At 54.3% G+C, this 22,345-nt stretch carries 21 protein-coding genes; 3 read left to right on the forward strand and 18 right to left on the reverse strand.

The annotated features are described in order from the left end of the window. Window positions 1-113: 113 nt before the first annotated feature. From HW447_RS13190 to HW447_RS13225, 8 genes are all read right to left on the reverse strand, one after another. The gene (locus HW447_RS13190) at window positions 114-1,064 is read right to left on the reverse strand and encodes a helix-turn-helix domain-containing protein (protein ID WP_024729821.1); all 951 of its coding nucleotides are present in this window, start codon (window positions 1,062-1,064) and stop codon (window positions 114-116) included. Window positions 1,065-1,281: 217 nt separating this feature from the next. After that, window positions 1,282-1,680, reverse strand: coding sequence for a winged helix-turn-helix domain-containing protein (locus HW447_RS13195; RefSeq protein ID WP_024729820.1), 399 nt, complete (start codon window positions 1,678-1,680; stop codon window positions 1,282-1,284). 38 nt (window positions 1,681-1,718) lie between these two features. Further along, on the reverse strand, window positions 1,719-2,087 hold the full coding sequence (locus tag HW447_RS13200) for a metal-dependent transcriptional regulator (RefSeq protein WP_024729819.1): 369 nt from the start codon (window positions 2,085-2,087) through the stop codon (window positions 1,719-1,721). Window positions 2,088-2,103: 16 nt separating this feature from the next. Further along, on the reverse strand, window positions 2,104-3,813 hold the full coding sequence (locus tag HW447_RS13205; RefSeq protein WP_024729818.1) for an ABC transporter ATP-binding protein: 1,710 nt from the start codon (window positions 3,811-3,813) through the stop codon (window positions 2,104-2,106). Further along, on the reverse strand, window positions 3,810-5,570 hold the full coding sequence (locus tag HW447_RS13210; RefSeq protein ID WP_024729817.1) for an ABC transporter ATP-binding protein: 1,761 nt from the start codon (window positions 5,568-5,570) through the stop codon (window positions 3,810-3,812). The genes HW447_RS13205 and HW447_RS13210 overlap by 4 nt, the downstream gene beginning before the upstream one ends. Before the next feature lie 3 nt (window positions 5,571-5,573). Continuing rightward, on the reverse strand, window positions 5,574-7,091 hold the full coding sequence (locus HW447_RS13215) for an ABC transporter ATP-binding protein (protein ID WP_024729816.1): 1,518 nt from the start codon (window positions 7,089-7,091) through the stop codon (window positions 5,574-5,576). Continuing rightward, window positions 7,088-7,810: an energy-coupling factor transporter transmembrane component T gene (locus HW447_RS13220; protein ID WP_024729815.1), complete on the reverse strand. Its 723-nt coding sequence runs from the start codon at window positions 7,808-7,810 to the stop codon at window positions 7,088-7,090. Before HW447_RS13220 ends, HW447_RS13215 begins: the two co-directional genes overlap by 4 nt. Then, window positions 7,810-8,421 (reverse strand): MptD family putative ECF transporter S component, encoded by a 612-nt coding sequence (locus tag HW447_RS13225; protein WP_024738469.1) that lies wholly within the window; start codon window positions 8,419-8,421, stop codon window positions 7,810-7,812. Before HW447_RS13225 ends, HW447_RS13220 begins: the two co-directional genes overlap by 1 nt. Before the next feature lie 188 nt (window positions 8,422-8,609). Between HW447_RS13225 and HW447_RS13230 the strand changes: the two genes are divergently transcribed. Further along, entirely contained in the window at window positions 8,610-9,572 is a 963-nt protein-coding gene (locus HW447_RS13230) for an AraC family transcriptional regulator (RefSeq protein ID WP_024729814.1), read from the forward strand. A gap of 158 nt (window positions 9,573-9,730) precedes the next feature. Here HW447_RS13230 and HW447_RS13235 read toward each other — a convergent pair whose 3' ends face one another. The 5 genes from HW447_RS13235 to HW447_RS13255 form a co-directional block, all read right to left on the reverse strand. Continuing rightward, on the reverse strand, window positions 9,731-11,461 hold the full coding sequence (locus HW447_RS13235; RefSeq protein ID WP_024738470.1) for an ABC transporter ATP-binding protein: 1,731 nt from the start codon (window positions 11,459-11,461) through the stop codon (window positions 9,731-9,733). Beyond that, on the reverse strand, window positions 11,458-13,200 hold the full coding sequence (locus HW447_RS13240) for an ABC transporter ATP-binding protein (RefSeq protein WP_176255653.1): 1,743 nt from the start codon (window positions 13,198-13,200) through the stop codon (window positions 11,458-11,460). The genes HW447_RS13235 and HW447_RS13240 overlap by 4 nt, the downstream gene beginning before the upstream one ends. A gap of 82 nt (window positions 13,201-13,282) precedes the next feature. Beyond that, the gene (locus tag HW447_RS13245; RefSeq protein ID WP_024729813.1) at window positions 13,283-13,906 is read right to left on the reverse strand and encodes a TetR/AcrR family transcriptional regulator; all 624 of its coding nucleotides are present in this window, start codon (window positions 13,904-13,906) and stop codon (window positions 13,283-13,285) included. A 137-nt stretch (window positions 13,907-14,043) separates the two neighbouring features. After that, window positions 14,044-14,661, reverse strand: coding sequence for a hypothetical protein (locus HW447_RS13250; protein WP_024729812.1), 618 nt, complete (start codon window positions 14,659-14,661; stop codon window positions 14,044-14,046). A gap of 31 nt (window positions 14,662-14,692) precedes the next feature. Continuing rightward, the gene (locus HW447_RS13255; protein WP_024738471.1) at window positions 14,693-15,577 is read right to left on the reverse strand and encodes a hypothetical protein; all 885 of its coding nucleotides are present in this window, start codon (window positions 15,575-15,577) and stop codon (window positions 14,693-14,695) included. Window positions 15,578-15,719: 142 nt separating this feature from the next. Between HW447_RS13255 and HW447_RS13260 the strand changes: the two genes are divergently transcribed. Both HW447_RS13260 and HW447_RS18425 read left to right on the forward strand, forming a co-directional pair. Beyond that, window positions 15,720-16,040 carry a helix-turn-helix domain-containing protein gene (locus HW447_RS13260; protein WP_024729810.1) on the forward strand — a complete coding sequence of 107 codons (321 nt, stop codon included), beginning with the start codon at window positions 15,720-15,722 and terminating at the stop codon, window positions 16,038-16,040. A gap of 131 nt (window positions 16,041-16,171) precedes the next feature. Continuing rightward, the gene (locus tag HW447_RS18425) at window positions 16,172-16,348 is read left to right on the forward strand and encodes a helix-turn-helix domain-containing protein (RefSeq protein WP_243260135.1); all 177 of its coding nucleotides are present in this window, start codon (window positions 16,172-16,174) and stop codon (window positions 16,346-16,348) included. 160 nt (window positions 16,349-16,508) lie between these two features. Here HW447_RS18425 and HW447_RS13270 read toward each other — a convergent pair whose 3' ends face one another. Genes HW447_RS13270 through HW447_RS13290 form a run of 5 tightly spaced genes read right to left on the reverse strand, consistent with a single transcriptional unit; the run spans window position 16,509 to window position 22,345 of the window. After that, complete coding sequence (locus HW447_RS13270; RefSeq protein WP_081726323.1) at window positions 16,509-16,988, reverse strand: winged helix-turn-helix domain-containing protein; 480 nt, start codon at window positions 16,986-16,988, stop codon at window positions 16,509-16,511. Next, a complete protein-coding gene (locus tag HW447_RS13275) occupies window positions 16,945-17,313 on the reverse strand; it encodes a metal-dependent transcriptional regulator (protein ID WP_024729808.1) in 369 nt (122 codons plus the stop codon). The genes HW447_RS13270 and HW447_RS13275 overlap by 44 nt, the downstream gene beginning before the upstream one ends. A gap of 16 nt (window positions 17,314-17,329) precedes the next feature. Next, the gene (locus HW447_RS13280; RefSeq protein WP_024729807.1) at window positions 17,330-19,078 is read right to left on the reverse strand and encodes an ABC transporter ATP-binding protein; all 1,749 of its coding nucleotides are present in this window, start codon (window positions 19,076-19,078) and stop codon (window positions 17,330-17,332) included. Then, window positions 19,079-20,863, reverse strand: a complete 1,785-nt coding sequence (locus HW447_RS13285; protein WP_024729806.1) for an ABC transporter ATP-binding protein — start codon at window positions 20,861-20,863, stop codon at window positions 19,079-19,081. A gap of 15 nt (window positions 20,864-20,878) precedes the next feature. Next, a complete protein-coding gene (locus HW447_RS13290) occupies window positions 20,879-22,345 on the reverse strand; it encodes an ABC transporter ATP-binding protein (RefSeq protein ID WP_024729805.1) in 1,467 nt (488 codons plus the stop codon).

Here is a 22,345-nt window from a genome sequence, read left to right on the forward strand (position 1 = left end):
TTGAAATTGGCTGCTACTCCATATCTATGCGTCACGGGCAAAAATAGCCCAAAGATACCAATGAATTAGTAGAGACTACACCTCTACCGCTGTTAAACGCCGCCTGTACATGACTATCGATTTTTTCGGTAGTCTTTTGGCAGCATTCCATATACAGATTGAAATGCTTTAGCAAATTTACTTGCGTTGCTATATCCAAGCTCCAAGGCAATATCACCGATTTTCATCTTGTTTTCCGAAAGCCACTGGGCAGCTAAATTCATTTTGTATTTTTTGAGGTAGGCATACGGAGTGTCCCCATATATGTGGGAAAATACCAGATGGAACACCGACAGATTCAAGTGCGCCTCTTTTGCCAACTGTTCCAAGGGAACTTTTTCATCCAGATGGGAAATAAGATACTCCCGAATAGCTTTTGTTGCTTGAATCTGTTTCTTATCAAAATACTTTGAGTCGCACCCGCTAATCTGTGTCAACTGATCCATGTGGTATAATAGCTCTATGGCCTTAATTTTGAAATAGCCGACAGGCTCCGTTTGAATGGCTGTGTATAATTCGGAAAACAAGTGTCGTAATTGCGGTGGAGTATCACTGACATACCATTGTGTTTCAAGACCAAGTGTTGTCCCTATTTTATCAAGGTCAATGGGAATTGTCCGCATCATCCGGCGTATTTCGTCCGAAAGCGCCTGACGATCTATGACAAGGCTAACGCCGTAATACTTCCCCAAGGGAAAAGAGAACGAAGTCGGCAAATGCGCTGTGGTTGCAACGCTGAAATAGCCCGTTGGCAAATATGCCACAGTATGATTGGCAAATTCACATTCATAGCGTCCGGTTTGACAGTGAGTAATCTGGAGGATATCTGGATTGAACTTCTGGGTCCTCATAGATTCATCCGTTTCAAAATCGAGGAAGCAAAGTTGTATGCCCTCAAACAAGCTATAATTTTTTACGATACCACGCCCATTACATCCATAATCCACAACCAGCTGTCTTTCGCTTCTCGATAGTACTTTTGCCTGTACACCATACCATTCCGGATTGAAGTTGACCTTCTCCATTGTCATCACTCCATCAAGTTAGTCTTAACTTACCTCTCTATGGTAACATAAACTACTGTATTCTTCAATAAAACTCGCCAATCTCTATTTATGATATAGCAAAATCTGCGGTATGCACCAACATACCGCAGATTTATAACACTTTTATTCCTTACTCTGCATAGTTCCAATAAATGAATGGTTTCGTACTATCTACCAACATTCTTTTCTATAATCCTCATGGCGGCAAGAATTTATAGCCCTTCCCATACACGGTCTGGATAAGGTCAGCGTTCAGTTTATGACGCAGCTTGTAAATGATGCTGGAGATTCCCGTCCAACTGCTGTCAAACGAATCAGGGGCAACAAACTCATAGATCTCCCTTTGTGAAAATACCCGTCCGGGCCGCCGGACAAGCAAATGAAATACATCGAACTCCATAGGGGTCAGCTCTATGAATTTGCCCTGCCAAAACACTTGACGGCACGCAGCGTCGATACATAAAGCCTTGTAGCGCAGAGGGGCAGAGGAAAGATCCGTACACATGACCAGTTCTGTTGACTCTATGAAGGCCATGATTTTCTCAACGGTTTCAAGGTCATCTTCTTCGACCGATAATATGAACAGTTTTCCCACTATATCACCCCCAATAACCTCGACTGACAGGCCACTTTTTATTTGTCCTTTAGCCCTGATTTAATTTTTTGAAAACTGTCATCGCTGATTGCGTGCTCCATGCGGCAGGCATCCTGCTCGGCAGTCTTTGGCTCTACACCTGCATCCACCAGCAGACGGGTGAAAAAGCAGTGCTTCTCATAAGTTTTTTCGGCAACCTCTCTGCCCACATCGGTCAGGTGCAGGAAAGAGTCTTCGTCCATGGTGAGAAAACCGCCCTCTTTCAAGGTAGCTACCGCATGACACACGCTGGGTTTCGATACATCAAGGTGCCTGGACACATCCACGGAGCGTACCATGCCCTTTTCCTTTTGGAGCACCAGCACGGCCTCCAGATAATCCTCGCCCGACGCATGGAGTTTTTTCATCGACGCAACCTCTCATTTATACAGTGATTTTTTGTTCTGCGTTCCACATGGCCGCATATTTGCCGTTCTCGGCCAGCAGTTCCTCGTGGGTGCCGGACTCCTTGATTGTTCCGTCCGCCACTACCAGGATCTGATCCGCATTCTTGACGATGGAAAGGGTATGGGCGATCATCACCACGGTCTTTTTCTCCTTGAGCAGATTGGCGATGGCCTGCTTGACCGCCAGCTCGTTCTCAATGTCCAGGGATGCGGTAGCCTCGTCCAGCAATAGGATGGGACTGTTTTTCAGAATGGCCCGAGCGATAGAAAGCCGCTGCCGCTCTCCTCCGGAGAGCAGATTGCCGTTCTCGCCGGTAGGGGTATCATAGCCCTTTTCCATCCTGCGGATAAATCCGTCACAGTTGGCCTCCCGGCAGGCTGCCTCAATCTCCGCGTCTGATGCGCCGGGGCGGGCGTGACGGATGTTGTCCCGGATGGTGTCGTCAAAGAGGAACACATCCTGATCTACCATGGAAACCTGCTCCAGCACGCGCTCCGCCGCCACATGATTGATGGGCTTCCCTCCGATGGAGATGACGCCACTGGCTGGCTCATAATATTTTGCAATCAAATTCAGGATGGTGGATTTTCCGGAGCCGGAATCGCCCACAATGGCGGTCAGCTTCTGATCCGGCACCGTAAAGGACGCCTGCTTCAGCACCGGCTCTCCGGGAACATAGGCAAAGTCCACATGGTCAAAGATGATCTCATGGGTAGCGGGCCGCAGCGCCTCCATACTGCCGCTTTCCTCCGGCTCATCCATCACGCCCAAGATCTTCCCTTTGGAGATCATCAGGTTTTTGTAACTGGTGAGGTCCACAAAAATGGCGTTGGCAAGTTTGGAACAGAACAGCGGCAACATGCAGACCAACAGATAGGAAACCGTGTCGATGGCCCCGGCTGCCCACGGTGCGTAGGCGATTAAGATGACCAGCGGGCAGGACAGCCAGATCAGGATACCCAGCCCGGCTCCCACAGGGAGCACCTTGGCCTCATATACAAAGCTGATGCGGCAGAAGTCCCGCATGGCGCTGATGACCGTCTTGTTTTTCAAGCCGCCCACGCCATAAGCCCGGAAGGTCTGGATGCCGGATACATACTCCACGATGCTGCTGACATTCTCCGCACAGATGTCATTCTTTTCTTTGCCGTACTTCTTCACCATACGGAAAGAAAGCCACAAACCGGGAATCAGCAGCAGATCCGCCGCCAGCAGAATCAGCCCGGCGGGGACATAGATCGTCATGACAAACACAATCAGCATGATGGACAAGGCAAAGTTTTTCGCCAGGTCCCCGATTTTGTGGGTCAGGATCTTTTCATAGTTATTGACATCGCTGGTGATGGTGTTGATGTAGTCGCCGGTCTGCCCCTGGGTAAACCGGGATAGGGGGATACGCTTGAGATGATCACCCATAAACAGCCGGATATTTTGGCTGACTTCCGCGCCGCCGATCTGGGCTTTGGTGTAGCCATAGCTGTAAATCAGGATACGGAGCAGGAAGATGCCGGCAATCGCCCCGGTCAGCATCAGCACCCGGTTCAGGTCAAACTGCCCCGCCCACAAAAACTGCATGACCGAGTAAAGCAACAGGAACAGGCTGCCGGAGAGCAGGCCCTCCAAAACAGTTCCCCCAACGCCAATGTAAAAATTTTTGTTCTTTTTCAAGACATCGTGTTCTCTCATTCTACTCGCCCCCCTTCCAACTGATAGGTGATGTTCCGGGCCTTTTCGTAGTCCTCCCAGGCTTTCCGGTAGTAAGCGTTATCCCTGCGGACTTCCTCATGGGTGCCGACACAGGTGATGGTGTGGTCCTCCACCACTGCGACCCGCTCACACATCTTCAGGGCGCTCAGGCGGTGGGCAACCACAATGACGGTCTTGCCTTTACAAAGATTTTGGATGGCCCTGTCAATCTCCATCTGGTTTTCCGGGTCGGAGGCGCTGGTGGCCTCATCTAAAATCAGGATCGGGGCATTTTTCAAAATGGCGCGGGCAATGGCGATCCGCTGCTTCTCTCCGCCTGAAAACCGGGAGCCGAAGCTCCCCACCTTGGTATCGTAGCCATCCGGCAGAGACATGATGAAGTCGTCGATCTGGGCTTCCTTTGCGGCGGCCCTCACTTGCTCCAGACTGGCGCTGCTCCCCATGAGGATGTTCTCCAGTACACTGTCACGGGTGAGGAAGGTCTTTTGAAATACGATAGCCACATTGCTCAAGATGGTGTCGTAGTCCAACTCCTTGACATTTTTTCCGCCGATCAGCACCTCGCCCTCCTGCACATCATAGAAGCGGGAGATCAGTTCGATTATGGTGCTCTTGCCGGCGCCGGACTGCCCCACCAGGGCCAGCCTCTCTCCGTCCCTGATCTTGAGATTGACGCCTTGCAGCACATCGGTTTTGCCATCGTAGGAAAACCGTACATTCCGCAATTCAATATCATGGCATTGGGGGAAATCCGTGCCGCCCTCATAGATGGGGACATCCAGGATCTCCTTCGCTTTGGTGACCGCGTTCAGCACATTGGCGAAATTGGTCCCCAGCTCCTGCAGCGGACGGATCTCCGTCAGGTACATGGACCCCACATAGATGAACAGCAGGAACGCGCTGGCCGTCAGGGAGCCTTTCAGGAAAAACATCCCGCCCAGCGGCACCATGAGCAGCATTCCGCACTCAATGATGACCACGAAGGCCGCGTAGGGTGGTCCCATGCGGCGGGAGGTCTCGTTCCACATGGCGTTTTCCTCATGAATGGCGGAGGAGAATTTCTGGAAGGATTTGCTCCCCATGTTATATGCCTTGATGAGTTTCATGCCGCTGATATACTCGATCATGACCGAGTTCAGTGCGGTGATGGAACGGTTGGCCCGGTCCATCAGGTCGTCCGTGTTGCGGAACATGACCGCCATCACCACAACCGCAAGCACCAGCGGCACCAAGGAAATCAGAGCCAGCGGGATATTGACGGTCATCAGGTAGGCAAAAACCACCACCGGCCCCACCAGATAGCACACCAGATCCGGCAGGTTGTGGGCCAGAAACAGTTCCAGCTTCTCGATGTCCTCATTCAGTACGGTTTTGATGTCTCCGGTCCGCCGCTCGTTCAGCGCCCCCAGCGGCACCTTAGCCATGTGTTCCGCTACCATGCAGCGCACCTTGAACAGCGCGCCGTAGGCTCCCTTGTGGGATACCACTCCAGACGCCCCGAACAGCACAAAGCGGAGCACCACCGCCGCGGCCACAGCAGCCACGACCCGCACCACCAGTTCTTCGGTACAGGTCCCGCCAAAGGCGGCGTCCATCAGCCGGTAAATTTCAATATAGGGCACCACAATGCACAGGCCCCCGGTCATCGCCAGAAGCACGGCCAGGAACAGCCATACCTTTTGCTCTCCGGCCCAGTGGAGCAGCAAGGCCACACGATTGGTTTTTTTCTGTTTCATAGACTACCTCTCCTTTCCATCTGAATGGCCCAGGCCACCTTCTCTGTCTCCTTCGGAGCCATTCACCTTGACAGAGAACAGCTCTCTCAGTTTCGGGAGGGCGTCCATCACAACGGGTATATCACCGGGCATCTCGCCCTCGTCAAAATGCAGGACACGGGAGCAGGTACGGCAGACAAATTCAAAATCATGGGTGACAATGAAAATGACCTTTCCCAGCTCAGACAGCCGCCGGATCAGCCCCGCCACCTGGGTCATGCTGTCAAAGTCCAGACCGCTGGTAGGCTCGTCAAACACCAGCAGGTCTTTTCCGCAGATCATGCTGACCGCTACGGCCACCCGCTGCTTCTGCCCACCGGACAGCGTGTTGGGGTGGCGCTCCCGATAGGGAGCCAGCCCCAATTCCTCCAGAGTTGAGGCGGCCAGGGTCAAGTCCGGATTGCGGATGCCGAAAGAGCACTCCGCCTCCACGCTCTCGGCAAATAATTCGTAGTTCACATCCTGCATCACCATGTAGGAGCGTTTCAGCCTGTTCTTCCGCTCCATCGCCTGTCCATCCCACAGAAACTGCCCCTCGCAGTCCTTGTGGAGCCCGCACAGGGCGCGGGAAAAGGTCGTTTTCCCGGCCCCGTTGTGGCCCACCACGCCGATTACCTCACCCTTTGCGGCGGCAAGGCTGATGCGGTGCAGGACCGTCCGCTTTTTATACCGGAGTGTGACATCCCGAAGTTCCAGGACAGGGGAAGATACCGGCGGGTGGACTTGCGGAGGCCGCACCTCCGCTAAATCCGCCGCCCGCAATCCCATGCGTTCCCGGGTCTCCCTTGGTAATCCGCGGAACTCTTCCGGCGTAAAAATCTTCTCAATCCGGCCCTGCTCCAAGTACACGATCCGGTCCGCCAGACCCATCAGATAATAGAGCCGGTGCTCCGCGATCAGAATGGTCTTGCCCTGCTTTTGAAGCAGCCGCAAATGGCCTTTTAACTCCTGGATAGATGTCATATCCAGATTGGAGGACGGCTCATCCAGCAGGTAAATCTCCGGATTCATGGCATAGACCGAGGCGAAGGCGATCTTCTGCTTTTCGCCCCCGGACAATTCAAAGATATTGCGGTTTCGGAGCGGGCGGATATGCAGGTCGTCGGTGGCCTGCTCCACCCGTTCCGCCAGCTCCACGGGCGGCCGGGTCTCGTTTTCAATCCCAAAGGCGATTTCGCTGTCCGTGTCCACATTGAAAAACTGCGTCCTGGGGTTTTGGAACACAGAGCCGACTTTAGCAGCGATCTGGTACATGGGCAGCTTGCTGATCTCCTGTCCATCCACCAGTACGCTGCCCGTCAATTCTCCCGCATAGAATTGTGGGATCAGGCCGTTGACCAGCCTTGTGATGGTGGTCTTGCCGCATCCGCTCCGGCCGCAGAACAGGACGCACTCTCCGTCCGCAATCGTCAGATTGATGTCGTGCAGGCCGTCATGCTCCTGCCCCTGGTAGGCAAACGACACATGCTTTAATTCAATCATCCGAACACCCCCTTCCAGTACAGCCCCACAGCGAGGTACGCCGCGAAGCAGATGCCCGCCAGAAGATCTGCGGGCCCTATGTGAATCTGCACCAGACAGGTCCGGGGCTTCGGGTTTTCGATCCCGCGGGTAATGGAGGCAATGGACAGTTCATCCGCCGCCTTGGATGCCGCCATCATCAGCGGGACATAAATGCACTCCACCGTCATGGCCGGGTGCGTCAGCAGTCCCTTGGGAGACGGCGACACATCCCGCATCCGCATGGCGTCCTTGATAAACCGCCAGTCCTCCTGGATGGTGGGGACATAGCGGAGCATGACGGCCAGCGGGATCACCAGCTTTTTCGGTGCGTGGATGCGGTTCATGGCGGATAAGAATTCGCTGACCTTCGTGGTAGAGAGGACAATGCCGGACAGCATCCCACAGGGATAGACCTTATGGAACAGCCCCAAAAAGGCGATAAACATGGTGCGCCAGGTGCCCGTCATGGTGTCCATAATCCAGAGGGTGAGCAGAACAATCAGCGCATAGAACAGTACACCCTTCCAGGCATATTTCCACTTCCCGAAGCAGACGCCGAGCAGCCCGATCAGCACCACAAGGCCCAGTTCATAGAAAAGGGATGGGGCCATCATAGCGGAAAGGATGCAGAACAACAGCAGCAATATCTTCGTCCTGGGGTCCAGCCACAGCCCGCGTCGGGATGACGCTCCGCCCATCATGCGGTGATCCCAGCCTTTTCAAACTGCTTTTTCAGCATCTTGCCGCCGACCCAGCCGCTGAAAGCCGCCACCGCCAATGTGCCGGCGATAATGACCACGAGGAGCCAGGAGGGTGCGGAGGCGTTCATGGTGTCGATGTAGGACTGTTCCGTACCATTTTTCAGCATGGTGCTGGCCCAGCCGTCCGGGTCAAGAAAGAACACCACATAAGTATAGATGCCTCCCAGGGAAATCAGCATATAGGACAGCAGATTGATGGCCTTGTTGCGGTAGTGACCGGCGCCGGCTACCAAGTCCGCAATAAGTCCCATCCCGATATAGCCCAGGGAAAATGCCCAGTGCATTCCGGTGGCAAACCAGATGATCCCCATGATGATGCCGAGAATTGTGACGCTCCACCGCTTCTGCACTTTAGCCACCATCAGCAGATAAATAGGGCCGCACAGCAGCGCCGCCCCCATCGGCATATAGAAGGTCAGGACTGGATTCGGGGCGAACGGAAGTCCGCCGACCAGGGTAAACACAAAAAAGATGGCACTGAAAATACCCGTTGTCACAAGGTCCTTGACCGTAAGGCCCTTCTTCAGTGAATTGACTTGATTGCTCATTTTGCTCCTCCTGTTTTTGCGTCATGTTGACTTTTTCTTTGTGATATGCTACTCTTTGGTTAGAGTTCGCTAACCGTCACCTATAACATACACTCGATTGGGGCGGCTTTCAATGATTTGAAACGAGGTTCGTCTTTTCGTTTCAAAAGTTCGTCCAATCGTTGTAAAGAGGAGGCGAGTCTTTTGTCATGCCCGAAATCATTGAGCAATACTATGCGCCGCTGTTGAAAGGGCACGGTTTTATCCCCGACCCGGATAATCAGCAGTATGGTTCTTTAGGCATCTCGTGGAAGTTATCGCCCGAAATCGGAGAGGGGTCCTACTGGACCTACGGGCAAAAGGATCTGTACGACATCAAGATCCATAACTTTTCCTTTCACGAGGACTCTCTGCTGGAATTCTCCCTGCCAGAGTGTTTGAGCATCACCCGCTATGATTCCATCTCCGGCGATGAATTGGCTCCGTACCGCCGGCTGTCCGCCGGGTGTATCAAAACCTATATCGGCGGCTATTCGCCCTACCGGGTGCTGATCCACAAAAATATTCCCATTCGCTCCATCGGCGTTGAGATCATGCCCGCCTACTATGAGGATTATCTCAAAAAGCAGTATCCGGACGAATACCACAACCCGGTGGAGGCATTCCGAAAGATCGACCAGACAACAGACTTCCCGGAAATGTCCAGGCTCCTTACAGAGCTTCAAAATTACCGCGGAGATGGGATCGCCGCCAAACTGTTTTATGAGGGCAAGGTAGCCGAAGCGTTGTCGCTGGTGGTGGAGTATCAGAAAAAGCGTCCGGCGGCCACTGGGCGGCTGGCAACCCAGGATATTGAGAATATTCAGACAGTCGCTACCTACCTGAGCGACCATTACGCCGCGGAAGTTCCCATGGAGCGTCTGACCCAGATTGCCTGCATGGGGACAACAAAACTCAAGAGCAGTTTCAAAAAAGTCTATGACTGCACCATCACCGAGTACATCCAGCAGCGCCGCATGAGCCAAGCGGAGTACCTTCTCACCAATACTGATTTGTCCATTGGACAGATTGCGCAGACTGTGGGCTATTCTACCTCCAGCCGCTTTGCGGAGCTGTTCCGAAAGAGCACTGGACTGTTACCGGGAGAGTTTAGGAAGGTAGGAAAGAAGTAGAATAGAAAGCGTGCAGCTCCACTTTAGTTTTGGAACTGCACGCTTTCTTTATAGCGTTCCCCATATCTGCGCATGGCGATTTTTTTGCTGCAAATGCCATAGCCACCCAAAAATCACAGTGCAAATATCTGTACTGCAGTTTTGTCTTTTTCGATCAATCAAAGTGTCCATCGGCTGGACTCCGTGCGCTCGGACACGAAATCCCGGTAGATGCCCGCCTGCTGGATCAGTTCGTCGTGGGTACCCTTTTGGACGACGCTGCCCTGGTCCAGCACCAGAATCTGATCCGCACCCCGCACGGTCTTGAGCCGGTGGGCGATCATCAGCACGGTCTTCTCCCTCGTCAGGGCTTCCATAGCCCTTTGGAGCTGATCCTCATTCTCGGGGTCCACATTGGCCGTGGCCTCGTCGAAGATGACGATGGGCGCGTCCTTCAAGAGACACCGGGCGATGGAGATGCGCTGCTTCTCTCCGCCAGAGAGCGTGGCTCCTCCCTCGCCAATTACCGTATTATATCCATCCGGCAGGGCGGAGATAAAGTCGTGGCAGCACGCCTTTTTTGCAGCCTCCACCACCTGCTCATGGGTGGCGTCCGGGCAGCCGAACTTGATGTTGTTCTCCACCGTGTCGGCAAAAAGGTACACCCGCTGGAACACCATGCTCACCTGTTCCATCAGGGACTCCAGCGTGTACTCCCGCACATCCCGGCCGCCGATGGTCACACGGCCGCCGTCCACATCCCAAAACCGGGCGATCAGGTTGCAGAGAGTGGTCTTGCCCGAGCCGGAGGGTCCTACAATGGCGGTGGTCGTTCGATCTGGGATGGTCAGAGACACATCCTTGAGGATGGGGCGGCTTCCATAGGAGAAGTTCACATGGTCGAATACAATCTCGTGGTCCTCTGGACGGATTACCGTGCCGCGCTGATCCATCTCCGGGATGTCGTCCACCTGGTTTGCATGGTCGATGGAGCTGCCCACCAGACGCAGGGCGGACACGCCGCTGCCCGCGGACTGGATCTGGGAGAAAATCAGGAAGGAGACGATGACCGCCATCAGCGCATTGGCGAGGGACATGGCTCCTGTCAGGCACAGCCCCACCGACGCGGCCAGGATCAGAACGCTGAACAGGTGGAGAACCATCTCCTGGCCCCAGATATAGGGAGTGAACAGCTTCTCTACCGCCAGATTGTTCGCCCGGCTGTCCTCCAGAGCCTGCCGCACCCGCTTGTCACCCTTTCCGGTCAGGTTAAAGGACTTGATGACGCTCATGCCCTGGAGCTGTTCCAGCACCGCCTCCACCAGCCGGGCCTCGTCCCGCTGACGCTTGGGGGCGATCTTGGCGGACTGCTTCTCCATCCCGGAGAGGAGGGCCAGATACACCAGCATTCCCGCCAGGGCCAGCAGACCGATCCGCCAGTCCCAGAACAGGATGCACAGCAGCATGACGGCAGAATTGATCAGGCCGCCCAGGATACCAACCAGTACCATAGGGCCGGTGCTCTCCACCTCGTCCAGAACGGTGGTGGTGATGCCGGTGAGCTCTCCCAAACTCTGGTCGTTGAAATAGCCCATGGGGACCCGCTTGAGTTTGTCGCCGATGGAGATACGCTTATTCGCCACCATGAAGTAGCCGGCGTGGGTCTGTTGGAGCTGGCTGAAGCGGTTGAGGACCGCCCGGCCCAGAATGCTGGCCAGCAGAAGCCCCAGCGCCTGCCATGCCGGGGCGGGGTCTGTGGAGCCGCCCACCAGGGCCAGCACCACCACATAGATGGCCGCGATCTGGAACATGTGGAACACCGCGTAAAAGAAGCCTAAAATCATGGACTTTCGGATATTGCCCTGTTCCTCGCCGGCAAAGTGCCAGATTTTTTTCAGAACGCCGATCATGCCTGCTCTCCCTCCTTTGCGCCCATGTGAGCCCGCCACATCTCTTGATACAGCGGGCAGTTTTTCAAAAGTTCTTCGTGGGTGCCCGCATCTTGGATGCGGCCGCCATTGACTACCACGATCTGATCCGCTCCCGTGATGGTGCTGAGGCGGTGGGCGATGACCAGAACGGTCTTTCCCGCCACCAGCTTACCCACGGCCTGCTGAACAACAGCTTCGTTCTCGGGGTCTATGTAGGCGGTCGCCTCGTCCAGCACCACAATGGGCGCGTCTTTGAGCATGGCCCGGGCGATGGCGATGCGCTGGCGTTCGCCGCCGGACAGATGGGCGCCGCCTCCGCCCACCACAGTGTCGTAGCCGCGTTCCAGGCCCCGGATAAAGGCGTCGCACCCGGCGGCCTTTGCCACGGCCTCCACCTCGGCGTCGGTGGCCGCCGGGCGACCCATGCGGATATTTTCCCGGATGCTCTCGTCAAAGAGGTAGTTGTCCTGGGAGACAAAGGCCACCTGGTCATAGAGCTGCTTCAGTGGGACCCGCTTCAAGTCTTGTCCGCCCAAGGTGATGGAGCCGGAGGTTACATCCCAAAAGCCGGCGATCAGCTTGGCGATGGTGGACTTGCCCGAGCCAGAGGGCCCCACAAAGGCGGTCATGCTCCCGGCGGGAATGGTGAGGGACACATCGTGGAGCACCTCCTTGTCCGCGTGGTAGCCGAAAGACACATGGGAGAGCTTGATGTCCCGGCCCCGGAACTCCACCGACGCTTCCCCGTGATCCTGCTCCGCCCCGTTCAGGATGGCGTCCACCGAGCCCACGATGGTGCCCACTTTGGCAAGGCTGTCCACAAAGTCCATAGCGGCCAGCAGAGGCCCGGCAATGCCCAGGGACAGGACGATGGTGGTGATAAAGGTCTCGATGGGCAGACTCCCTCCGGTGTAGAGAAGCCAGCCCACCGGCAGAATAGTAATCATGGTGGTAGGTGAGATGGCACGGGCCAGAGAGACCGGCATCTGGCAGCTCTTCATCCAGTGGTAGAAGTAGGAGGCGTTGGCCTTTACGCTGTCGGAGAAGCGGGCATAGGACTGCTTGCCCTGGTTGAACGCCTTGATGACCTCAATGCCGCCGATGTACTCCACAATGGCGCTGTTCATGGCCTGGGTGGTCTTGACCGAGCCCTCATACTGCTTGCCGTAGCCAGCCATCACCGCCATCATGAAAGCCATGCCCACCGGGATGGACACCAGGCTTAAAAGGGCCATCCGCCAGTCCAGTACGAACAGGTAGATCAGGATGCACACTGGCCCCAGCACATTGGCGGTCATCTCCGGCAGAAGATGGGCCAGGGGCCGTTCCATGCTCTCCACCTGGTCCACAATGATCTGCTTCATCTGGCCGCTGGAGGTGTCCAGAATCGTACCCAGAGGCATCTTTGGCAGCTTCTCCAGCACCCGCTCCCGGATGGATTTCAGGATGGCAAAGGTGGCCTTGTGGGATTGGGACAGGGCCAGGGAATACAGGGTGGCCCGGAGCAGGAAGCCCACGAGCGCCACAACACACCATATCAGGTAGTATTGCATACTCTGCTCCCCTTTCAGCAGGCCCAGGATGATCTGCGCCGCAGCGAAGTAAGGGAGCATCCCAAACAGTACCCCCACCACAGCGGACAGGACCGCCCGCTTCAGGCCGCCCTGCTGTCCCTCTCCCAGCTCCCACAAACGGAGCATGGGGCTTTGTTGTTTCATGATATAAATTCCTCCTTTTGGTTAGTAAGTGCTAACTTTTGTGCAAACAGGAGGGCTGCACCCAAGGGCACAGCCTCTTTTGTCAGGGCTGAGGGTCAAACACGGTGCCGAAACCTGCCATGTGGTAGCGGTTGAGCATCTTGACATAGCGGTGGGCGGCGGCGCGGTCCATGTTGTGCCGCACCACCTCGAACATGCCGTTGAAGTAGGCGGTGACGATGATATGGATGAACTCCTCCGTCACCAGGCCGGATTTGACGCTCTCGCAACCGATGACCTCCATGTACTTGTAGGTGTACTCCACCTCGATGTCCACCAGTTCGTCCAGGAAGCGCGAAAACCGGGTACCATGGGCCCCGTCCAGCAGCAGGCGGAATACATCAAAGTGGTCGTAGATGTAGTCCAACAGGTCTTCCTGATGGCGGGCAGTGTACTGGCCCATCTCGGCCCTCTGCTCCTCCTCCGGGAATTGGTGAAAGTCCTCCTGGACCTTGCGGAACATGGCCTTAAATTCATCCACCACCGGCTCCGCGAGGGCGCGGAACAGCCCCTCTTTGTCCCCAAAGCGGGTGTAGATTGACCCGGTGCTGGTCTCCGCTTCCTGGGCGATGGTACGCAAGGAAGCGTCCAGAAATCCCCTGGACAAAAACTCCTCCTTGGCGCACTCCAGCACCCGGTCATAGACGCCCACCTTTTGTTTTGCCACTGCCATTCCTCCTCATTCAAAACAATGTTTTATAACGCTGTTTTGAATATAGCACTACGGTTTTCATTTGTCAAGAGGGGAGCTCAGAATAAGAGAGCGAAAGACCCCGCAGACCGAATCTGCGGGGTCTTTTCATGTTATTCTATTTCTGCATCCTCTTGAATAGTCGGATAGATCATCTGCCACGCCGGGAGAAAGTCCAGTTGAACCAGCGCGTTGCGGAAGGCCCTCGATAGTGGGTCTACAAATTCCTTTCGGCTGTGAAGCAGTTCCACGATATAAAGCTCCCATGTGTAGTGGGGTCCCCGCTGTTTCTTCCACAGCGGATAATACGCCCTCTCTGCTCGGAACATCAGAAACTCTACGATTGAGATACAGTTCTCGAAGGAATAGAGCTTTGCCATATGGAGCATCCCGGCGCTGTCATAACGCGCTACGGGAAAGTCCACTTCTGCCTCTGACAATGTAAAGTCAAATGCGGAGGCCGGGAAAGCCATCACAGTGTTGAACAGCACCCTTTGAGCTGCCAGGAGCAATGTTTTTTCTCGCCGCAAAAAGGAGATATATTCCTCCCATGTGAGGTCGGCCCAAAACCCGTCCACATCGCTTTTCTTTTTCCAAGTGAACAGCGTGTCCTCCACCCGGTAGGTTAAATAGGTCAGGTACCCGTATGTTGTTTCTTCATCATACAGCTTTGCGTACATGCCGGTACGAAGGATTTGTTCTACCAGCTCTTCATTTTGATCCCAGTCCATTGTTCCACCTGATCTGTCATTTTTAGCCCAATTAAAAATTCAGGAAATCAAGCCCGGCGGCCGTTGACATTGCAATTACTTCATTTGGGTTGTTCTGCAATTCCACCTCCGTCCCCAGTGCGCTCATCAACAGGCCGAAGGTATCGTGCATCCCCAGCTGATTCTGCATATTGTATGTGGCGGCGTACTCCGGAAAATAGGCCCAGATATAGTTCATCAATGCGGGGTAGTTGATTAGGCCGCCAGTCCTTAACTCCTCGTACTGCCCCCATAGTTCAAACAAGGCGAGACTGCTGACCCGCTTGGAAAAGAACAGATACCCCAAAGTATTGTCAATTCCTTCCCGCACATCCTCTTCTGACTGCTCCGATTGCTTCAATACGGTTTCCGAGAAGTCGCAGTTCCAAATAGGATAGCAGACAGCGAGGACTTCCTCTCCTGTGCCTGTTTCGATCCAGAAGACGCCGTTCATCAGCGGCTTGTAGCGTGCAGTACGGCCCCGCGGCGTGGCAAGGGGCGCCGGGTAGGTCCCAAAGTATTCCGGATGATACTCCATATTGAAAAAAGCAACATCACGAAGCGAGGTCTGTCCGTCTGCGTGCATTCCGTGCCGGACCTGATACCGATAGATCTCATACTCAATAATTTTATACCCATGTCGTTCCTCCGCAAACGGATAGAGCAGCACACGGGAGTCCTCTTCCGACATTCTTCCGTATGTCATAGCCTCTTTTGATATGGCCGGCGAGGAGCGTTCCACCACATAGTATTCGTCCGCCAAAAACCTGCCGTCCTGTTTCCGGGCCGCGATATAGTAGACGCCGGGGCACTCCTGACATGCCCTTACGATTTCACCAACTGTGTCGTCCAAGCAGAACGGCAGCCTCTCCGGGGGCGATTCTTTTTCTCTATCCATGCGTTTCTCTCTTTTCCCGTGTGGCGTTTTACTTAATTATAACACCATTAAAGTGCTATTGCATAAAAAAGCACACCATGTGCACCCTAATGTCACACCACAAAAGTGTACCATAAGGGAAATGGTGGTGGAGGAATCGTATATGGAGATGGACTTTATTAGAAACCGTATTACAGAGTTACGGGTAAAAAAGGGAGTTTCCGAGTACCAGTTAAGCTATGATTTAGGGCATAGCAAGAACTATATTCATAACATTGTAACGGGGTATTCCCAGCCATCTGTGAAAGAACTGCTCTATTTGATTGACACGCTCGGTATCACGCCCCGTTTGTTTTTCGATGAGGAAGCAGAATACCGAAATCCAATTTTAGTTCAGGAGATTATAGATGGCATCAAGTCGATGAACGATCAAGATTTAGAAGCTGTTCTGCTGATGGTCAGGCGCTTGAATGAGAAAAATTGACGGACATGAAATCATGTAATTAAGATATTATACCCGAAATACCGGGAATATTCAAGATGCAACATGTCAAATATAATAGGAATCACAAAGGGGTGGTCTCTATTATTACTTACGACCCGCTCTGGGATACCATGCGTCGAAAAGGAATTACGACCTATTCTTTAATAAAGGATTATTCCTTCAGCAAGGGGACATTGGATTCTTTAAAACAAAACCGGAATATCTCAACTGCAACGCTGAACGACCTTTGCAACATTCTTTCTTGCAGGGTAGAAGATGTTCTTCGTCACATTCCAGACAAAATATAAACGACGCTTTGAGGACATTTACTGTTCATCCCAAAGCGTCGTTTTTTATATCTGCTTGCTGGCTGGCGTTACTCTAATCTTGTCGATTCACTCTATGTATAAAGTATTACTTACCTGAAATTCGGCCTTTCTATTGTCTTGTCTTTAATGGTCAACAGTGTTACGGCGGCAAAAATCTATAGCCTTTCCCATACACGGTTTGGATAAAGTCAGCGTTCAGTTTATGACGCAGCTTGTAAATGATGCTGGAGATTCCCGTCCAACTGCTGTCAAACGAATCAGGGGCAACAAACTCATAGATCTCCCTTTGTGAAAATACCCGTCCGGGCCGCCGGACAAGCAAATGAAATACATCGAACTCCATAGGGGTCAGCTCTATGAATTTGCCCTGCCAAAACACTTGACGGCACGCAGCGTCGATACACAAAGCCTTGTAGCGCAGAGGGGCAGAGGGAAGATCCGTACACATGACCAGTTCTGTTGACTCTATGAAGGCCATGATTTTCTCTGCGGTTTCAAGATCATCTTCTTCGACTGATAATATGAACAGTTTTCCCACTACATCACCTCCGATAACCTCGACTGCCAGACCACTTTTACTTGTCCTGTAGCCCTGATTTAATTTTTTGAAAACTGTCATCGCTGATTGCGTGCTCCATGCGGCAGGCATCCTGCTCGGCAGTCTTTGGCTCTACACCTGCATCCACCAGCAGACGGGTGAAAAAGCAGTGCTTCTCATAAGTTTTTTCGGCAACCTCTCTGCCCACATCGGTCAGGTGCAGGAAAGAGTCTTCGTCCATGGTGAGAAACCCGCCCTCTTTCAAGGTGGCTACCGCATGACACACGCTGGGTTTCGATACATCAAGGTGCCGGGCCACATCTACGGAGCGCACCATGCCTTTCTTCCTCTTTAAGACAAGGATTGCTTCCAGATAATCTTCGCCAGATGCGTGTAATTGTTTCATGGGGAGCTCCTCTCCATCAAGACAGGCTCCAACCGGCAGAGTTCATACGGATACGGACGAAATCCTGATAAATACCGGGTTGTTCCATCAATTCCTCATGGGTGCCATGCTGCGAGATCTGTCCGTCACTGATGACCAAAATCTGGTCGGCGTTCTGGATGGTATTCAAACGGTGGGCAATGACCAGCAGGGTCTTACCCTTTACCAGTTCGGAGATAGCCTCCTGAATATAGCTCTCATTGTCAGTGTCCACGCTGGCGGTCGCCTCGTCCAAAATTACAATAGGAGCGTCTTTCAGAATACAGCGGGCGATGGAGATACGCTGTTTCTCACCGCCGGAGAGGGTTGCGCCGCCCTCTCCCACCACAGTCTGAAATCCGTCAGGCAGAGCCATGATGAAATCGTAGCAGCGGGCTTTCCTCGCCGCCTCATAGACCTCCTCCTCGGTGGCGTCTGGCTTGCCCATACTGATGTTGTTATAGATCGTGTCCTGGAAGAGATACACGCGCTGGAATACCATGCTGATGTGATCCATCAGCTCTGCGAGGGGGACTTGCCGGGTATCCACACCACGGATGGCAACACTGCCGCTTTTCACATCCCACAGCCGGGCCAGAAGATTGGCGATGGTGGACTTTCCGCCGCCGGAGGGCCCCACAAGAGCGGTCATGCTATTTGGGCGCATAGAGAAGCTGATGTGGTGCAGCACCTCCTTGTCCTGGTAGGCAAAGGCCACATCATGAAACCGCACTTCCGGCTGGCCGGGCTGTGCCTGAGCTGGAATATGCTGTTTCCCTGTGTCCGGGAGCTCCGGCTCCTCCAATACAGCCTCAATGCGGTCCAGGGCGGCGTTCATCACGGTCAGGCGGGACGCCTCGCCATAGAGCGCCTTGAGCGGCCCGAACAGGTCAAAGACAAACAGGAGGACGCCCAGCACATAGGCCAGAGAAAGAACTCCGCTCCGCTCCAGAAAGACCGACAGGCTAAAAATCGCGGCAATCCCGATTCCATAAAGGATATTCAGCCCCATAGTCCACGGAGTCATCTTCCGCTCAAAGGCAAGGGATGTATTTCTGGACCGCTTGAAATTGCCGGTCAGTTCTTCCGACTTCTCACCCAGCAGGTTATAGCTCTTGATGACCCCGATGCCCTCTACAAAGGACAGCACCGCGTCCGTCAGCCGTTCGCTCTGCTCCTGACGGCCAGCGGCTTCCCGCAGGGAAACTTTGTTCATCCCTCTGGAAACCAGCCACGCCAAGATGGTCACAAGGGCCGCGATCAGGCCCAACTGCCAATTCAGATAGAACATAAACGCCAGCAGAACCAAGGAGGACAGCAGATAGCTCATCATGTTGCCCAGCGTGCTCATGGCGACTTCTTCGATAAACACCATGTCGGTGCTGAGGACAGAACTGATTTTGCCGATATTGCCGGAGGTGAAGTAGCCCATGGGCAGTTTCCGCAGGTGTCCGCCCAGCTCCATGCGCTTCTCGGCAAACATCAGGTAGCCCGCCGCACTCTGGAGGCTGTCGCTGAGATAGTGGACCAGCATCTGCACCAGCACGGCCGCCGCGAGGCCAAGGCCCACATAGAGGCAGGTCTGCCCGGTCAGTGTTCCGGCGGCAAAGCCGCTCAACACCACAAAGGCCAGGAAGATCGGCATTTTAGACAGGATCGACTCCACAAACGCGCAGGCAAAAGCGCCCTGAATACGCCCTTTATATGGACCGGCAAGTTTCAAAATCCTTGAAAACAGTGCAAACATTTAGTTTCCCTCCTTTGCGGTATGTATGTTCCATTCGGCACTGTCCTGGGCCGCCTTCCACAGCTTTTGATATTCCGGGCAGGAGTGAATCAGGTTCTGATGCTTTCCTGCCGCAACCAGTTCGCCGTGGTCTACAACGCAGATTTGGTCGGCGTTCATAATCGCGGGCAGCTTATGGGCGATAACAACCAGAGTCTTGCCCTTCACCAGCTCCGCAATCGCCGCCTCCATCTTCTCCTCGTTCTCGGGGTCGGCGTAGGCGGTGGCCTCGTCAAGCACCACAATAGGGGCGTCCTTCAGGATGGCACGGGCCAGAGATATGCGCTGGCGCTGACCGCCGGAGAGCATCTTGCCCGCATCCCCCGCCATGGAGTGGATACCTTGGGGCAGCTTTTCCAGAAACTCCATGCACTGGGCCTTGCGCGCTGCCTCCAGGACCTCCTCATCGGTAGCGTTCAACCGTCCCATGCGGATATTCTCCAGCAGAGAGGTGTTGAACAGGTATTGATCCTGCGCCACATAGGAAATACGGCTGTTCAGCGCCTCCAGGCTCATGTCACACAGTTTCTGTCCGCCGATGGAGATGCTGCCTTTCTGCGGGTCATAGTAGTGGATCAACAGCTTTGCCAGAGTGCTCTTGCCCGAGCCGGACTCTCCCACCAGGGCCGTTTTCTGTCCGGCCTTGGCTGTAAAGCTGATGTCGTGGAGCACTTCATCCTCCACCACCATGGGCTTTCCGTCCGGGCCGGGCTGTGTCTTGGTGTAGCCAAAGGAAACATGGTCATAGACGATGGTATCATCCTTTCCGTGGAAGCTGTCCGGCGTCTGCTGAAGCTCCGGCGCATCCAAAACCTGCTCCAGCGCAGAAATCTTGTAGTTGAGCTGGGGCATGGTGGGCAGGAAGCCCAGGGATTTGAGGAGCGGCATCCCGATGCTCAGGGAGAGGCACAGCACCAAAATCAGGTCCGGCAGAGCCGACCAGCCGGAGAGGACAAACCACGCCCCCAGCGGCAGGGTCAAAATCACAGTGCAGGGAAGGAGGCTGCTGTAAATTGCCATCCAGGGCCATGCCGCCTTGTACCAAGCCAAGGTGTAATCCCGGTAATCCGAAACATCTTTGCGAAACCGCTCATAGGAGTCCGCGTCCTTGTTGAAAACCTTGACGACCTCCATGCCGTTGATGTACTCAATGATGGTGTTGTTCATCTTCTGGCCGGCCATATAGTAGGGCCCCATTTTCTTCATGCCAACCGAGTACATGGTCATCATGGCAATCAGGCTGATGGGGATGGAGGCCAGGGACAGCAGCGCCAGCTTCCAGTCCACGAAAAACATAGCTACATAGACCGCGATGGGGACCATCAGGTTTGCGATCCCCTCCGGCATGGAGTGGGCCAGCAGGACCTCCAGACTGTCCACATCATCGACAAACAGCTTTTTGACCGTGCCGGTGCCCTTGTCCTGGATCACGCCCAGAGGCAGCTTCTCAAACCGCTTTTGCAGGGCAGTCCGTAGCCGGAGCAGCGTGTCATAGGCGGCCTTGTGCGAAAGATTGAGCCCCCAGCCATAGAGAACAGCCTGCAAGACCAGGCACACCAGCACCAAAGCCACCCGCAGGATAAGAAACGAAGCGTCAAGTTCCGCTCCCATCACCAGCGGAGCAATTACCTGGTAGGCCAGCACAAAGGGCAGGACGCCCATCAAAACGCTGACCAGCACCACCGCTGTGGCCGCATAGAGGCCCTTTTTATGCGGCCCCGCGTATTCAAATACCTTTTGAAACATGATTTCAACCTCCCATCAATGAAAATACTGTTCCGACAGAGCTTTCAATATCTCCGGTGTGAGCCGGTGGTTTTGAACGGCCCCCTGGTCGTCCAGCTGGACCACCTCCGTACAGGTCCGGACGATAAACTCAAAGTCGTGAGAGACCACAAACACGATCACGCCGGAAGCGGACAACTGCTCAATCAGGCGGCTGACCCGCACCATGGAGTCATAGTCCAGGCCGCTGGTGGGCTCGTCAAAATAGATCACCGGGCTGTCCTTGACGATGGCCGCGCCAATGGTGACCCGCTGCTTCTGCCCGCCGGAGAGGGCCGCCGGGTGCTGCTCCTGGTATTCGGACAGCTCCAGCGCCTCCAGCGCGGCGTCCACCTTCTCTTTGCAGTCCTCCCGAATCCCCAGGGAGAGTTCTTCCTCCACACTGCTGGCAAAGAGCTGGTAATCCGTGTCCTGCATGACCAGATAGGACAGTGCCCGGCGCTGGCGTGGAGTGAGCTTCCTGCCGTCAAATGTGATCTCGCCGTTCCGCTGCTTCAAGAGGCCGGTCAGGATGGACAAGAGGGTGGTCTTGCCCGCTCCATTATGGCCCAGGATGCCGATTACATCCCCAGCGTGGGCTTCAAAGCTGACATTCCGAAAGACCTCCTGCTCTTTCGGATAAGCAAAGGAAAGGCCCTGCACACTCAGCAGGTGTTTCCCCATGGGGCGGCGTTCTTTCTCCTGATAATGCTCTGCATCCCGCTCCGGATATGCAGTCCGCAGCCCATAGGATATGCGCGTTTCCTCCGGTAAGGAACAGAACTGCTCCCTTGTAAATTCCTGTTCGATTTTCCCGTTTTGTATGAGAAATACCCGGTCGATTAAATCACGCAGATAGTAAAAGCGGTGCTCCACCACAAAGATGGTGTATCCGTCCCGCTTCAATTTTCCCATGATCTCCGCAAGCCGCTTGGTGGCCGCGTAGTCCAGATTTGCGGAGGGCTCATCGAAGATATAGACCTTTGGTGAAAGCGCATAGACCGAGCCCACGGCGATCTGCTGCTTCTCTCCGCTGGACAGGGCAAAGATACTCCGGTTTAGGTAGTCCGCCAGTTCCAGATCCTTTGCGGCTTTTGCGATGCGGTCAATGGTTTCCTCACGGGGAAGCCCCATATTTTCGCAGCCAAAGGCCAATTCCCGTGTGGTGTCCGTCATGAAGAACTGGGAGCGTGGGTCTTGAAATACCGTCCCCACCTGCCCGGCCAGCTGTGCGGGCTTCATTTCCAGCAGAGAATGTCCATCCATCACAAGGTCGCCCTGTATCTCGCCGGGATAAAAGTGTGGGATCAGACCGTTGAGGGAGCGGATCAGCGTGGTCTTGCCACAGCCGCTCCGCCCGGTCAGGAGAATAAATTCGCCGGTCTGCACCGTCATATCAATGCCCCGGAGGGTAAAGTCCTTGCTCTCCTCATAACGAAAGCTGAAATTTTGAAACGAGATCAT

The sequence above is a fragment of the Enterocloster alcoholdehydrogenati genome, from assembly GCF_013282095.1.
Lineage (GTDB): Bacteria > Bacillota > Clostridia > Lachnospirales > Lachnospiraceae > Enterocloster > Enterocloster alcoholdehydrogenati.

Coding starts and splice junctions, on each gene's coding strand:
- HW447_RS13235 (WP_024738470.1), bottom strand. CDS start 11,461: ATGATCGGCGTTCTGAAAAAAATCTGGCACTTTGCCGGCGAGGAACAG.
- HW447_RS13210 (WP_024729817.1), bottom strand. CDS start 5,570: ATGAAACAGAAAAAAACCAATCGTGTGGCCTTGCTGCTCCACTGGGCC.
- HW447_RS13250 (WP_024729812.1), bottom strand. CDS start 14,661: ATGGACTGGGATCAAAATGAAGAGCTGGTAGAACAAATCCTTCGTACC.
- HW447_RS13215 (WP_024729816.1), bottom strand. CDS start 7,091: ATGATTGAATTAAAGCATGTGTCGTTTGCCTACCAGGGGCAGGAGCAT.
- HW447_RS13270 (WP_081726323.1), bottom strand. CDS start 16,988: ATGACAGTTTTCAAAAAATTAAATCAGGGCTACAGGACAAGTAAAAGT.
- HW447_RS13285 (WP_024729806.1), bottom strand. CDS start 20,863: ATGTTTCAAAAGGTATTTGAATACGCGGGGCCGCATAAAAAGGGCCTC.
- HW447_RS13240 (WP_176255653.1), bottom strand. CDS start 13,200: ATGAAACAACAAAGCCCCATGCTCCGTTTGTGGGAGCTGGGAGAGGGA.
- HW447_RS13280 (WP_024729807.1), bottom strand. CDS start 19,078: ATGTTTGCACTGTTTTCAAGGATTTTGAAACTTGCCGGTCCATATAAA.
- HW447_RS13200 (WP_024729819.1), bottom strand. CDS start 2,087: ATGAAAAAACTCCATGCGTCGGGCGAGGATTATCTGGAGGCCGTGCTG.
- HW447_RS13255 (WP_024738471.1), bottom strand. CDS start 15,577: ATGGATAGAGAAAAAGAATCGCCCCCGGAGAGGCTGCCGTTCTGCTTG.
- HW447_RS13225 (WP_024738469.1), bottom strand. CDS start 8,421: ATGAGCAATCAAGTCAATTCACTGAAGAAGGGCCTTACGGTCAAGGAC.
- HW447_RS13230 (WP_024729814.1), top strand. CDS start 8,610: ATGCCCGAAATCATTGAGCAATACTATGCGCCGCTGTTGAAAGGGCAC.
- HW447_RS18425 (WP_243260135.1), top strand. CDS start 16,172: ATGCGTCGAAAAGGAATTACGACCTATTCTTTAATAAAGGATTATTCC.
- HW447_RS13190 (WP_024729821.1), bottom strand. CDS start 1,064: ATGGAGAAGGTCAACTTCAATCCGGAATGGTATGGTGTACAGGCAAAA.
- HW447_RS13275 (WP_024729808.1), bottom strand. CDS start 17,313: ATGAAACAATTACACGCATCTGGCGAAGATTATCTGGAAGCAATCCTT.
- HW447_RS13290 (WP_024729805.1), bottom strand. CDS start 22,345: ATGATCTCGTTTCAAAATTTCAGCTTTCGTTATGAGGAGAGCAAGGAC.
- HW447_RS13220 (WP_024729815.1), bottom strand. CDS start 7,810: ATGGGCGGAGCGTCATCCCGACGCGGGCTGTGGCTGGACCCCAGGACG.
- HW447_RS13260 (WP_024729810.1), top strand. CDS start 15,720: ATGGAGATGGACTTTATTAGAAACCGTATTACAGAGTTACGGGTAAAA.
- HW447_RS13205 (WP_024729818.1), bottom strand. CDS start 3,813: ATGAGAGAACACGATGTCTTGAAAAAGAACAAAAATTTTTACATTGGC.